The sequence below is a fragment of the Leptospira sp. GIMC2001 genome (genome assembly GCF_028462125.1).
Taxonomy (GTDB): domain Bacteria; phylum Spirochaetota; class Leptospiria; order Leptospirales; family Leptospiraceae.
Map to the genome: position 1 here is coordinate 22,878 of NZ_CP115468.1, position 13,450 is coordinate 36,327.

The 13,450-nt window shown below is 36.1% G+C and carries 11 protein-coding genes; 6 read left to right on the forward strand and 5 right to left on the reverse strand.

What is annotated here, in order from left to right; genetic code table 11:
- Positions 1-22: 22 nt before the first annotated feature.
- From O4O04_RS01625 to O4O04_RS01640, 4 genes are all read left to right on the forward strand, one after another.
- Positions 23-1,993 (forward strand): adenylate/guanylate cyclase domain-containing protein, encoded by a 1,971-nt coding sequence (locus O4O04_RS01625; protein WP_272533724.1) that lies wholly within the window; start codon positions 23-25, stop codon positions 1,991-1,993.
- A 235-nt stretch (positions 1,994-2,228) separates the two neighbouring features.
- Positions 2,229-2,792 carry a hypothetical protein gene (locus O4O04_RS01630; protein WP_272533725.1) on the forward strand — a complete coding sequence of 188 codons (564 nt, stop codon included), beginning with the start codon at positions 2,229-2,231 and terminating at the stop codon, positions 2,790-2,792.
- Positions 2,793-2,803: 11 nt separating this feature from the next.
- Complete coding sequence (locus O4O04_RS01635) at positions 2,804-3,469, forward strand: HmuY family protein (protein WP_272533726.1); 666 nt, start codon at positions 2,804-2,806, stop codon at positions 3,467-3,469.
- A gap of 9 nt (positions 3,470-3,478) precedes the next feature.
- A complete protein-coding gene (locus O4O04_RS01640) occupies positions 3,479-5,656 on the forward strand; it encodes a TonB-dependent receptor plug domain-containing protein (protein WP_272533727.1) in 2,178 nt (725 codons plus the stop codon).
- A gap of 45 nt (positions 5,657-5,701) precedes the next feature.
- Here O4O04_RS01640 and O4O04_RS01645 read toward each other — a convergent pair whose 3' ends face one another.
- A complete protein-coding gene (locus O4O04_RS01645) occupies positions 5,702-5,860 on the reverse strand; it encodes a hypothetical protein (RefSeq protein WP_272533728.1) in 159 nt (52 codons plus the stop codon).
- 175 nt (positions 5,861-6,035) lie between these two features.
- Between O4O04_RS01645 and O4O04_RS01650 the strand changes: the two genes are divergently transcribed.
- Positions 6,036-7,064 carry a prolipoprotein diacylglyceryl transferase gene (locus tag O4O04_RS01650; protein ID WP_272533729.1) on the forward strand — a complete coding sequence of 343 codons (1,029 nt, stop codon included), beginning with the start codon at positions 6,036-6,038 and terminating at the stop codon, positions 7,062-7,064.
- Positions 7,065-7,143: 79 nt separating this feature from the next.
- On the opposite strand, the gene O4O04_RS01655 is transcribed toward O4O04_RS01650, so the two are convergent.
- The 4 genes from O4O04_RS01655 to O4O04_RS01670 are packed head-to-tail and all read right to left on the reverse strand — an operon-like array spanning position 7,144 to position 11,390.
- On the reverse strand, positions 7,144-9,333 hold the full coding sequence (locus O4O04_RS01655) for a ribonuclease R family protein (protein WP_272533730.1): 2,190 nt from the start codon (positions 9,331-9,333) through the stop codon (positions 7,144-7,146).
- Between the two features lie 60 nt (positions 9,334-9,393).
- The gene (gene tsaB / locus O4O04_RS01660) at positions 9,394-10,062 is read right to left on the reverse strand and encodes a tRNA (adenosine(37)-N6)-threonylcarbamoyltransferase complex dimerization subunit type 1 TsaB (RefSeq protein WP_272533731.1); all 669 of its coding nucleotides are present in this window, start codon (positions 10,060-10,062) and stop codon (positions 9,394-9,396) included.
- Between the two features lie 30 nt (positions 10,063-10,092).
- Positions 10,093-10,545: a tRNA (adenosine(37)-N6)-threonylcarbamoyltransferase complex ATPase subunit type 1 TsaE gene (gene tsaE, locus O4O04_RS01665; protein WP_272533732.1), complete on the reverse strand. Its 453-nt coding sequence runs from the start codon at positions 10,543-10,545 to the stop codon at positions 10,093-10,095.
- Positions 10,542-11,390 carry an Hsp33 family molecular chaperone HslO gene (locus O4O04_RS01670; protein ID WP_272533733.1) on the reverse strand — a complete coding sequence of 283 codons (849 nt, stop codon included), beginning with the start codon at positions 11,388-11,390 and terminating at the stop codon, positions 10,542-10,544. Before O4O04_RS01670 ends, tsaE begins: the two co-directional genes overlap by 4 nt.
- 76 nt (positions 11,391-11,466) lie before the next feature.
- Here O4O04_RS01670 and O4O04_RS01675 point away from each other — a divergent pair, with 76 nt between their 5' ends.
- The gene (locus tag O4O04_RS01675) at positions 11,467-13,449 is read left to right on the forward strand and encodes a beta-galactosidase (protein ID WP_272533735.1); all 1,983 of its coding nucleotides are present in this window, start codon (positions 11,467-11,469) and stop codon (positions 13,447-13,449) included.
- The last annotated feature ends 1 nt before the right edge of the window (position 13,450 follow it).

Here is a 13,450-nt window from a genome sequence, read left to right on the forward strand (position 1 = left end):
TTTTAGAGTCTAATTGGATTGCATGGACAATAGCAAAGATCAGATTTTCGAATCAGTATTCAATAATAAAAAGATAATCTCAAGCATCACAGAGTTTCTAAACATTTTTCCTTGGGACAATTCGGATAATTCTTCCGAAAAGCCTATGGACTATTTATGGACATTTACACTCGCAGAAACGCCGGAAATACTCTGGCCTAAGCTAATTGATACTTCATCTTTTAATAAGCGATTGGGTTTACCAGAAATGAGATACCAAGAAAACAATGGTAAACTTTACGGCGAATCCAAGAATGCTGGAATTCAGATGGAATGGGAAGAAGTTCCATGGGAATGGGAATATTGTAAGCAAATGAACAATGCGCGCATCTATTCGAAAGGTTTTGCTCGTTATGTAAGAACTAGATACATTTTGTACTCTCATCCAACAATAGAGAATCATAGTATTTTATTAGTATACTTTGGATGGATTCCAAGAGGATTATTGGGCAAAATTATTCTATTTTTTGGAATGCAAGATTTAGAAAAAAAGTATAAATCTGCTCTCTTCAATTTGGTTCAAGAACTTCGTAATAATCGGTTAGCAAGTAATTTGCAAAACACAAATATAGAGAAGAAACATAATCCTCAATCCACCAATGAGATTGGAAAATTGGTAATCAAGCTTCCCAAACTAAATCGATTTGGTAAATTATTAATTGAACAAGGATATGAGCGAGCTCTGGTTAATCAGTTGTTTGACCATATTTTAAATAGTGATGATAATGATTTATACCGGATTAGAGTTAAAGAACTTGCTAATCAATGGTCTGTTCCGTTTAGGAATTTGTTAGAAATTTTCTTGCTCGGATGTCGAGAAAGTGTTTTTACTCTTTCTTGGGATGTTGTTTGTCCACACTGTCGAGGTGTTCGGACTGAACTTCAGCATCTGGGTGATATTCCTAAAGATGACAGTTGTGATGTATGCGAGATAGATTTTGAAACCAATAAAGTTAATTCAATAGAAGTATCTTTTCATATTCATCCATCTATTAGAGTTGTTCAAAAAAGATTCTTTTGTGCTGCTGAACCAGCAACCAAGCAACATATTTATTTCCAAAAGCATCTAAATCCAATCGATAATTATTCGACGAAACTTCATTTAGAGACAGGAACCTATAGAATGAGAATAGGAGGAGATAAAAAGTATTCTGTTTTAGAAGTTCAGAATATACCTCATGAGTCAGATAATATTAAAACTGAAGAGAATCTTCTATGGTCTCCCAATTCTTTGCCATCAGAATTGAGGATCGAATCCAATTTAAATTTACAACTAAAGAATCCAGAAAATCATAAAACTAGCTTCATTATTGAGTCACGAAAGGAGGATCAGTTTTCTTTAAGACCTGCAGATCTTTTTAATTTTCAAAATTTTCGTGATTTGTTTGCAGAAGAAACGATTGCCAATGGACTATCATTGGATATTGGAATTCAAACAATACTCTTTACCGATATTGTTGGATCAACTAAGTTATATGGAAAATTAGGTGATGCCAAGGCCTTTTCAGAAGTACGAAAACACTTTATAGAAATTTACAGAATCATTAGCGAAAATGAAGGAGCTGTCGTGAAAACAATCGGTGATTCCGTGATGGCTTCGTTTCAGTCACCCGTGCAATCTGTTCAAGCATCGGTCGCAATGCAAGAATACTTTGAAGGTTCCACGCAAGATAATTTTCTGAAAATACGGATTACTATAAATTCTGGTCCATGTTTGGCGGTAAACTTCAATAGCAACATTGATTATTTTGGAAATACAGTAAACTATTCAGCAAAACTACAGAAATTTTCGAATGCAGGAGACATAGTTTTTTCAGAATCTATTTTTCGGGATGCAGAAGTTCGAAATTTTTTAAGATTGAGAAATTTTAAACTCAAAAAATTTACCTTCACTCAAGAATGGGATAGAACCATTCAAAATCAAGCTTACAAATTACCACTTAGCACGCGTTGAATTGTATTGAGATTTATTGACAAATGAAGTCATTATTTTCTAATCCCTTTAGGAATGCTTAGAGATTGAAAAATTGTCAGCTTACAATAAAAAATGCTATTTAGAAAATCCTCATTTGCCCTTGTCACATTTTTGTCAGGGGAAATCGATTTTTTGAATAAATTTTATTTTGTTTTTGACTCTCAGTCTCAACTAAAAAAGCTTGTCCTAATAGTTTAATTCCGAGGTTTTTACGATGAAAAAAATTTTAGTCCTGATAATTTTAGCCCTTTTTGTATCGAACTGCGAAGCAGAGAAAAACGATGACGATGAGAATCTTGCTTTAGCTTTGCTACTTGCGTCTTCCTCTTCCGGTCCATCCTGCCAGGTGAGTATTACTATCAATAATAGAGTGAGAGAAGTACCTGCACCTATCACAGCATTTTCATCCACTGAAGTTGGACAAACTAAATCTGTTTCAAAAGCTAAGGTATCACCATTCGGAATTGATCATGAAATTGGTGTTGTGACTCTTACTGCTCGTGTTGGTTCTAGAATTACTTTTTCAGGACAACATTATGTTTTAGTATACAAAAAAGCTGGTGGATGCCCAATCGGAACATCAGATTTAGCAACGATCAATACGTCTTTTTCACATAGCACAGCTCTTGACAGCAGTTCCGCTCTAGCGAGTTCTTACCTTGCCACATCTTCGAATGCGATTACATTCAATGAAGCAGGTGAATTCTTGGTCGTTGTTTACACAGGTGTAACTTTTTCTGGAACGACAGCTGTAACTGCAACTCTAACTACTTTCTAGTTAGTTTTTTTATGAAAAGGAATAGTATTTTACTTTTACTTTTGTTTGGAATAAATTGCGCAAGGGTAAGCGACCCTTATGATCCAATCAAAGACCAACAAGGAGAAATACTATTCCAACTTGTAAATGGTGTAACATCCAGTTCCCAAAATTCTTTGCGACCGGAAGTCATTTCCAATATTGAACAATCCGATGGCTCCATTATCACTCTTTTACGTTCTACTGCAGCTGATACTTGGACCAATTACTCGTTTCAATCACGTTCACTTTCCAATTCGAATTTTGATATTTCCTTCCAAAGATTCAAGGTTAGAACAAATGGTGGAGCAACTAATCCATCTGGCAAGGGTGGAGCCTGTCGATCCAATACTACCAATTTTCCAGGAGCTGGAGTAACTTCTACTAACCTAAATTGTACAGAATTTGTTTTGGATATCAATGGTCAAGCTGAGGTGATAGGTGGAGGTGGTGCATCTTATGTTGGTAGCGATGTACTAACCAATTTTGATACAGGTTGGTTTATATATGATATTCCTACACTAAGTCCAAGGATGACTGTGTTTGTCATTCGATCATTTGATGGGAATCGATACTATGCTCTGCAAGTGATCGATTACTATTCCGATGCTGGAACTTCTGGTTATCCGCGCATTCGATGGCGAGAAATAAATTTCTAGATAATATTAATGGAAAAAGAAATATTTTTCTCCGGCAAGCTTTTGAAATGCTCAAATCATAGAATTGCTATATTAAATTTTCTTAGATATTCCTTCAGTATTGTATTTCTAATAGTAACAATTAATCCAATTTTTTCTCAAAATAAAAATAAACCTAAAGATGAAACCTTAAAAGAACCAATATCAGAATCTAAAGCGAAGATAGAAAAAGAAGAATCCGATCCAGATGTACAAGAGCCAGAGCCCCCCGCTGATCCATGGAAAAATTACGATGAAGGTTCTGGAATTGTTGTAACTGGTTCTCGAGGTGAAAGAAGACTAAAGGATTCCACAGTCGCAACGGAAATAATATCTCGTAAAAAAATTGAGTCAACTGGTGCGAGAAACGCAGCGGAAGTTTTAGAAACCCAACTTGGTGTCAATGTAAGTCCATTTTTTGGAGGGTCGCAAATTCAGATGTTGGGACTTGATTCCAAGTATGTATTGTTCTTAGTGGATGGGCAGAGAATAGCAGGTAGGTTAAACAATACAGTTGACCTAACACGGTATAAAGTGCAGAATATCGAGCGCATAGAAATCGTAAAAGGATCTTCATCTGCTCTCTATGGAGCTGATGCAATCGGCGGAGTAATCAATATCATTACACGTGAAGCAGAGAAACCAGAACACTATGAATTTCGAACAACATATGGAATGGGACGGAAGAAAAATTTCGGCAATCAAGGTGAATTGAATACCACGGCTGATGTAGGATTCAAAAATGAAATAGTAGCCGCAAATGTGCTCGCTGGTTTCAATCAAGCGCCAGGCTACGATATTCAACCTGAAAATGTTTCAACAACCGCAAATAGCTATCGAGACAACAATGTTGCAACAAATCTAACATTCAATCCAGATGGAAATTTAAGATTGAAAACAGGAGTTTTCTATTTAGATCGATTTCAAGAAGGCATTGAAGAAAACACAACCGGTGCGGTTTTTGATAGAAAGAATGATACGAAGGATTTCATGGCTATCGGTGGACTTGAATATCTATATGGATCGAGGAACATGGTTTCGTTTCGGGGAAATTATTCCGTGTGGGAGAATCGGTTCGAAAGAGATCAGAGAAAATCAGACGAGCTGGACGCTAAAGAACTCAACAAAGAAATTTCCTCTCAAGGAACAGTTCAGTGGGATCATGAGATTCACGCCGACCATTTTATGACATTAGGTGTTGAATCCTTTGCTGAAGAATTGGAATCGGATCGATTGGAGAATCGGTTTGTTTATCGTACACGACATGCTGGATTTTTGCAAGATGAGTGGACAATTTTGCGAGGATATCCGCGTGTTCGATTGGTTCCAGGCGTTAGATTTGACCAAGATTCTCAGTTCGGTGGACAAGCCACGCCGAAGCTTGCGATTCGAGTTGATATACTTGATAATTTAATTCTTAGAACAAGCTATGGAAGAGGATTTCGTCCGCCATCTTTTCGTGAACTATTCCTAAGATTTGAAAACCCAGGAGTTGGTTATGCTGTAGAAGGGAATCCGGATCTCAAGGCAGAAAAATCATCAACAGTGAATGCGGACATAGAATGGTCTCCAAGTAAATCTCTTACATTTTTCTTAAGCTTGTTTCGCAATGATATTTCAAATCTTATTCAATATGATTTCGGAGCTAATCCCAATTCAGAGTTTGCCTTATTTCAATTAGTTAATATAGATAAAGCATATACTCGAGGTGGCGAGCTTGGAGCTCGATTCAAATTCTTAACCTATTTTGCTCTTGAACTCGGATACAATCATACCGACACACGCGATCTTGCTTCGGATCGTCCCTTAGAAGGTCGACCTTTGCATCAAGCAACAATGAATATTATTGTAAAATCTAATTCACCAGATGCTTTTGAATTTTCTCTTAGAGGAAAACATATTGATAGACGACCTTTTTATAGTAGTACGAATCAATTTACAGGCGGTAGTTCGACTGCCTTAATAGACCAGGAACTCGATCCTTTTGCAAGTCAGCAAGTTGTCTATGGTAGATCTTTTAATTTATTGAGCATGAGAATTGCTAAGAATTTCTTTAATGATCGAGCATCTTTATTCTTAGGAGTGGAAAATATCTTCGATCGATATGAGATTACTTACAATCCTATTCGACCTAGATTTTTTTATGGTGGATTTTCTGCAAAGTTTTAAAAAACAAAAGGCTCGATAGATTATGATCAAGCCTTTATAGAAATATTACTCTTTTCCGTTAGGACATACTACAACAGAACGCTCGCCTTTTCCTGGACAAAATTCTGAAGAGGATCTCTCACCTTTTCCTGGGCATACTGACGCCATTGCGGGAAGAGCTACGAACAAAGTAACAACTGCAGCCAAAGTAAGTTTTAGTTTCATATAAAGAAACCTCCTATATAATCTAATATTTAGACGATCGTGGAAATTGGTTCAACCTTTTTTTTAGAACAATTGATATTGATTTATCCAATCTAGAAACTTTAAAATAGTTATTTATTTATAAGCAACCATTAGAAAGCATTACTTGTACTAAAAAAAAGTGAGTTATTAGAGAATGTATCCGATAAATATAGATTTTTGGTTTATTCAAGTCAGAGGCTACGAAGGCCACTGGGCACTAGGAATCCTAATAATGGGATTTTTCTATCAGAAATATAAATCTCTTAAATCTGGATATGAAAAAGAATGGTTTGTTAGTGCTTACACCTTTGCAATTTTTACGGGCTTTATCTTTGCTCGATTGTTTCATTATTTTTTCTGGGAAACGGATGAATTTCTAAAGAACCCACTCATTGTTTTCAATCCTAGTGGTGGATTCGCTATCTTAGGTGGAACGATCGGAACTGGTTTCGGTGGATGGTTGTATTGCCAATTTACGAAAAAGAATTTCCTTCATTGGTGTGATTCATTGATGACACCATTAACCTTGGGATTATGTCTTAGTAGATTTTCTTGTTTTTTGAATGGAGATGCTTATGGCAATCCAACTGATTCAATATTTGGAGTGGTATTCTCTGAGAATAGTGATGACTGGATGCAGCGCTGGAATAGCTTGCACGGACTCTATGCTTACTCAGAAAAACCTTTGAATATAATTTCTAATCTCTTCGCAGGACAAGTGAATCTATCTAGCATTCCATTGCCAAATGTTCTCGAACCTTTGAGATCAGAAGGTATTACAAATCTTGCGCAGTTATCTAAGTTTTATCCTCCAGCCGCAACGGGCGACTATATGAAAATTCTACATGAGAAAGCGCTCTATCCATTTCCAGTGATTTATCCTCCCGTTCATCCTGCGCAACTCTATGAGGTTTTTGTTTTAGGGATCGGATTCTTCACACTATTTAAATTGGAAGATGTTAAATGGGCAGAACGAAAATTATTTTTTATATTCTGGATTATTTATGGAATCAATCGATTTATCATAGAGATTTTTCGCGGAGATAGAAATCTATTTATCGGTGATTTAACCTATGCCCAAGTAATTTCTCTTTTTCTATGTTTAGGTGGGATTGTCGGAATCTTATTTTTCACTTGGAAATGGAATAAGTATGGAATGCCTGAGGTCAATCCTAAAGCCTAGTTTATTTGTTAAGCTTTAGTTTCTTATAAATCTTTGAGTAATTTAATAATCAAATTTAAATTCAACCAGTTTAAATTTATTACCAGCCCAGCACTTTCACATAGACTTTGATATTCTCATAGTCTATGTGATCAAGCATCACATGAATTCTTTCACCCAAAACAAAATCCTTAGTATACTTTTTCGAATAGAAACTGAATGGATTTCTTCCAAGTAGTTCAAATTCATTTGTAAATTCAGATTTATCAATGACTGCTTCCATGCTTGGATCATCCAATTCCACAAACACAAAATTTGGTTTGTATCCAGTAATATTTGCCCAGAATTTCAAAATTCCAGTTTTCTGAAGATATCGACAAGCCTTCAATTTGAAAATATCGCGTTCTGCATCGGCCGCTCTTCTTTCTTGTTCTGAGCAATGGATTCCCATACCTTTTAATTTTTCCCAATCATATGGAGCAGGCTCATTCAAGAGGACGGAGTGCAGAACTCGATGAACCACTAAATCAGGATAACGTCGAATAGGTGATGTAAAGTGACAGTAATCTTGAAAACCAAGTCCCCAATGTCCCGTATATTCGGGACCGTAATATGCCTGCATAAAACTTCTTAGTAATAAGTAATTGAATACTTTTTCATTTGGATTTCCATGCAGTTTTTCTAGTATTTTTCTTATTTGTTCGTAATCTGGAGTCTCAAGCTGTAGATTTATGGAGTTCAATTTAAGATAAGCATTTAATGCCTCTAATTTTTCACCTTCCATAACCTCATGGATTCGATTCAGTGCAGGAGCCTTTTTCTTTTTAAGAAATTCCGCAACCTTAGTGTTGGCAGAGAGCATCATCTCTTCAACTAGCATATGACTTTTTAATCTTTCTTTTGAAGTAATGGAGACTGGAAGAAAATCTGATCCTATTTCAATAATATTCTCTTTTACATTCAGGTCAACTCGGCCTGCTTTCATGCGGTTCCTTCGCATACTTTCCGCTAAATGATTGAGTTGAACCATCCAGTTATCAGGTTTATTTTCAATAATCTCATCTTCTGCCATCTCATAGGTATATCGTTTCGATACCTTGATAATGGATTTATAGAACTTGGAAGCAAAGATATTTCCTTCGCTATCTGCTTCCATCTCAACTGTAAAAGCCAATCGATTTGTATTTGCAACAAGACTACAAAGTCCTTCAGAAAGAATTGGAGGCAACATTGGAACAACACGGTTAGATAGATAGACGGATGTTGCTCTCTCATAAGCTTCCTCATCCATAACAGATCCTTCTCTAACATAATAGGATACATCTGCAATGTGAACCCAGAATCGTTTCCTCTTTCCTTCATCCACATAAGACAAAGCATCATCAAAATCTTTAGCAGTTGCGCCATCGATCGTTACCGAATAGAGATTTGTTAAATCAACACGGCTCTCCCAGTCAGATACAGTTTCCGAATTAATTTCTTCTGGGTAATCAAGCGGAATTGTGTCTGGATGATTCTGATTATAATTGTATTTCATCAATACTCTCATAAAATCTGGATCTTCTTTGCTATCCGATTCGAACCTAACAAAACTAACGTCATATAGATTTGGTTCTGTATTGACCGCGTCTTTCATTTTAACAATAAGAACATCACCTACCTTGATATTTTTTAAAACATCTTCAAGTAGTGATTTTTTGAGAAGAAATCCTTCTTTCTCTTCACCAGACATATCGAGAAGTTTACCGATGATTCCTTTGTTCTGCAATTCTACAACTTTCATTCGATATAGAACTCGACCGCGTTTCAAAATTCTAATCACTTCTCCTTCAATTCGATCTTTGCGCCCCACTCCGATCGGATAGATTTCAACTAGGTCACCTGCTATAGCCGTGTCAGTCTTTGAGCCAGGGATAAAAGTTTCATTTCCTGAAGGTAATTTTACAAACCCATCTCCTTTCAGGCTAAGAGAAATCTTACCTGACACCGAGAAGGGACGTTTTGGAAAAATTGTCTTTTTTTCAATCTTAATTAATCCTTCCGCTTCCAGAAGAAACAGTAGATTTTCTAATTCGTTTAATCTCTCTTTAGCCTTGTCTCTGGTTTTCGGACTTGGTTTGGGTTTTGCTTTTTTTTTCGATTTCTCAGATGTTTTAGTCTTTGCCTTACTATCAGTTGAAGTATCGGGAAGAAATTTCTTTATGATATCCTGTTTGGTTAACTGAGCTCCAGCAAAAGATGCGATATAATCAATTATTTTTCTAGTGATTTGATAATTGGTATTTTCCATTGAATGTATCCTAATTTGTAAATGCTAATGGGTAATTTAATAACTCATAATTATTTTGAGTTATTTATCTACATAAGTTCCCCTCATATAATTGGGTTGTAGATTAAGATAATTATTATCCTTAATATTGATATTATTAAAATATCCAGGTTTTGTAGCCAGAATACCTTTTAATCCCGGATAGTCTAGAGAGAAAAGTTGATGTAAATGTGAAAGAGGCGTATGAGAGAAAACACGATATTCATTCCAAAAAGATCCTCCAAGTTCAGACGTATATTTCTCTAAACTGCAATCAACTGTTGGTCCATCAATCTCAGAGTCAATTACTCGGCCAAAGTATTTATTCATTTTGCCATCTAAGAGGACAAGAATTTTAGACTTAAAATTATTCTCCTCAGTAATGAGTTTCATATAGTAGTAGTTAGCATATATTTCTAAGCTATCCAAACCAATACATGGAATATTCCAGAGTTGCGAGAGATTACGTCCGGCAGAAACGGCTATACGTATTCCTGTGAAGGATCCAGGACCCGTTGCTACGACTATAAAATCAGGTTGAGAAATTTGACATGCTCTTAGAGCTGTCTGAATATCTAAAATCAGGGAGTGACTTGCTGCGCGAGGTGAAAAATTCTTGGATTCATAAAGCAGATTGTGATTGCCATCAATTTCTTCCCAGATCTCAATCACGATCCATTCCGTTGTAGTGTCCCAGTAAATAAATTTCATAAAGTATACAGTTATAATTTTCTAAATGGCTTACTTGCTAACAAACTCAAAGCTGATCGTTCTTGTCTCAAATGAATCAATTTCTATATTAATATAAATTCTTGGATAAGGGAAAATATCTCCAACTTTTTGCCACCACTCAACGAAACAAATTCCTAGCTTTCCCCATACTTCTTCGAATTCTAAATCTTCAAGTTCACTGGCTTGATGGATTCTATATAAATCAAAATGGTATATGGATTTTTCTGCCGACAGATTGTATTGGTTCATCAAAGAGAAGGTCGGTGAATTAATTGTTTCCTTCACTCCCAAAGATTGAAGGAGATTTCTGATAAAAGTAGTTTTACCAGCACCCATATCTCCACTCAATAGAAAGGTAGAATAAGGAATCGACCAATTGAACCAATTGGGATTGTCTTGAATTATACTTTTAGTGAGTTCTTGTAAATGAGAGAGGTGTATAGATTTATATTTCTTGATCAATTTGGAAACAGCCTATGTACTTTGCTATCGTCAAATTCATAAATGCTTTTGCAAAATTCGCATTCCACTTCAATTTTACCTTGTTCTGTGAGAATTTCCTGAACTTCTTTCTCGCCAAGGCTCACTAGAACTTCGGCGATTTTATTGTAAGAACAATCGCATTGAAAATGTGGACTCCCTGTATCTAAAATATCGCAATTTTCACGAAAAATAATGGATAACTCTTTTCGAATTTCTTCTATTTCTAAATCAAAAATTGAATCTTTTTTCAATTCATTCTCAGCTTGCTTGAAAATAAATTCCCTTGAAGCTTCTGTCGCATCTGGAAGTGCTTGTAGAAAAATTCCTTTTACTTGGTATTCTCCGAATTTTATTTCGGATGTATTCATAAATACCAAACTCAATGTCTGTTCCGATTCTGTTATATATTTTGCAAAATTTACTTCAAAGCTATCTTCCACAAGATTTGTAAAGCTTTGATAAAATTCATGATCTGGATCCCAACGAATCACTTTAAGAATACCTGTTCCGAGAATGAAATCATTTCTTATATCACCAGATTCTAAAGGGCCAGGATATGCTACTCCCTTCATTGCACCTTGTCTATTCGAGTATGCAAGTACAGATTGTTTATACTCGTCCTTCCACTGAATACTGATCCGCTGATCTTCCTTAACCATTTTTGCTATGAAAAATGCGCCCATCATAGTTTTGGAAAGAAAATTGGACATTCGAGGATCTAGATCATGAATGCGAATTAAATGGGAACATACTTCAGAACAATCAACGATTGATAAGCGAAATTGTGAATTTGGAAGAATACCTGTAATAAAAGAATCAGACATTATTGATTGCCTATTTGGAAGATAGTTTCATTCTATCTCTTAAGCTTAAGCAAGCAAGTAGAAAAGGTGGATCAATATGATTTTCGGAGCAGACTATTATCCTGAACAATGGACTCCTAAAGATTGGGAAGAAGATATAAAAATCATGAAAGGTATGGGTCTTTCAAGAGTAAGATTAGCAGAATTTGCTTGGGCTCTGATGGAACCTAAAGAAGGAAAATATGATTTTAGTTTTTTTGAGAAAATTATGGATCTTATGTATAAGAATCAAATCGGTGTTATACTAGGAACACCAACTGCTACCTTTCCACCTTGGCTCTACAAAAAATATCCAGGCATTGTACAAGTATCGAGAGAGGGTATTGTTCGAATCATTGGGACGAGGCGCCAGGCTTGCTTTGCTTCAAAAGACTATCTTCGTGCGACGGAAAGAATTGTAAATGCGCAGACTAAAAAATTAGGCAATCATCCAGCTTTAGTTGGATGGCAAATTGACAATGAGATTGGACATGAAGGTTCGGATCTTTCCTATTCTCCCAATGCATTATCAGGATTTAGAATTTGGTTAAAGAATAAATACAAATCTCTAAAAGATCTAAATCACTCATGGGGTGGAACTTTCTGGGGACTTATTTATAATGATTGGAACGAAATTCCGATTCCAGGTAATCACTTAGCTAGCGGTTTCAATCCAGCCATGATTCAAGATTTTTATCGGTTCAATTCGGATCTTGTTGTTCATTTCGTAAATCTTCAAACCAAAATCATTCGTAAAAATTCTCCAGGAATTCCAATTACAACTAATCTTTACCCGAGTCCGTTTTTGCCAATAACTGATATGAGCGAAGTATTCGAAGACATAGACTATGTTTCATGGGACAACTATCCAGTTTGGGGACCGCAACCTGAACCTTTTCCCCATCCTCTGGTAGCAGCGACGCTACAATATTCTCGAGGTCTCAAAAATCAAAGTTTCACAGTGATGGAACAGTTCAGTGGTCAACAAGGACACGATACCTTAGGTTATTTACCGCCACCTGGACAGATTGCACTATGGATGCTACAAGCGATTGCCCATGGTGCAGATCAAATTATATTCTTCCGATACAGGACGGCTCTATTTGGTCAGGAGCAATTGTGCTATGGAATACTTGATCACGGAAAACAATTAACTCATAAGTATTTTGAATTGCAGAAGGCAATTAGTGATATTCAAGAAATGGCAAATGACTTTGCTTCGGAAGAATTTCCAGCGGATGTAGCAGTTATCAGTGACATTGACAATTCTCGAAATTATAAGCATCAACCACTTTCGGAAGGACTAAAATTCAAACCAGCTCCCTTTGCCAATGTTGGTTACGATATTGAAATGGCTACCTGGTATGCAGGCTTGAGCATTTTAAATGTTAATTCCCATTTCAGACCATCAAGCAAAATCAATCTCGAAGATTACAAAGTTGTGGTCCTACCTTTATATACTATGTTTGATGAAGAATTTGTCGGAAAGATTGAAGAATTTGTACGCAACGGGGGAACATTAATATTAGGATATCGTGCAGGCATCAAAGAAAAAAATCATTGGATGCTACCAGAAAGAACTCCTGGTAAGTTTAGAGAGATGGCAGGCATTGAGGTAGAAAAATATGATTCCGTTGGCACGGACATTATAAAAATGAAGTTTCGTTTGTTGCCTGGAAAATGCGGTAAATTTTGTGAAATTCTTGAACCAAAAACTGCAAAACCTATCGCATGGTACAATGATTCCAGAAAGTTTTATAAAGGATCTCCGCTAGCAACAGTCAATTCATATCACAATGGTAGAGTTTATTATATAGGGGCATCGCTTGCTCCAGAATCGTTTGTTCTGCTTTATCGAAGGATTCTTCGAGAATCCAAAATTCCATTTACATTCCTTGGCTCCAAGATAGAAAGAATTTTTAGAAAGGGCAAGAAATTCAATTATGAAATATTGATGAATCATAGTATGAAATCAACTTGGGCAGGCTTTACTCGTTTGCCCCCTTTCGGCTACAAGATAAAGAGGATTGAGAAAGAATAAA

Excerpts from the sequence above, each read along its gene's own strand:
- O4O04_RS01670 (WP_272533733.1), bottom strand. The coding sequence starts at position 11,390 with ATGTCTGATTCTTTTATTACAGGTATTCTTCCAAATTCACAATTTCGC.
- O4O04_RS01675 (WP_272533735.1), top strand. The coding sequence starts at position 11,467 with ATGATTTTCGGAGCAGACTATTATCCTGAACAATGGACTCCTAAAGAT.
- O4O04_RS01655 (WP_272533730.1), bottom strand. The coding sequence starts at position 9,333 with ATGGAAAATACCAATTATCAAATCACTAGAAAAATAATTGATTATATC.
- O4O04_RS01635 (WP_272533726.1), top strand. The coding sequence starts at position 2,804 with ATGAAAAGGAATAGTATTTTACTTTTACTTTTGTTTGGAATAAATTGC.
- O4O04_RS01650 (WP_272533729.1), top strand. The coding sequence starts at position 6,036 with ATGTATCCGATAAATATAGATTTTTGGTTTATTCAAGTCAGAGGCTAC.
- O4O04_RS01640 (WP_272533727.1), top strand. The coding sequence starts at position 3,479 with ATGGAAAAAGAAATATTTTTCTCCGGCAAGCTTTTGAAATGCTCAAAT.
- O4O04_RS01625 (WP_272533724.1), top strand. The coding sequence starts at position 23 with ATGGACAATAGCAAAGATCAGATTTTCGAATCAGTATTCAATAATAAA.
- O4O04_RS01645 (WP_272533728.1), bottom strand. The coding sequence starts at position 5,860 with ATGAAACTAAAACTTACTTTGGCTGCAGTTGTTACTTTGTTCGTAGCT.
- tsaB (WP_272533731.1), bottom strand. The coding sequence starts at position 10,062 with ATGAAATTTATTTACTGGGACACTACAACGGAATGGATCGTGATTGAG.
- O4O04_RS01630 (WP_272533725.1), top strand. The coding sequence starts at position 2,229 with ATGAAAAAAATTTTAGTCCTGATAATTTTAGCCCTTTTTGTATCGAAC.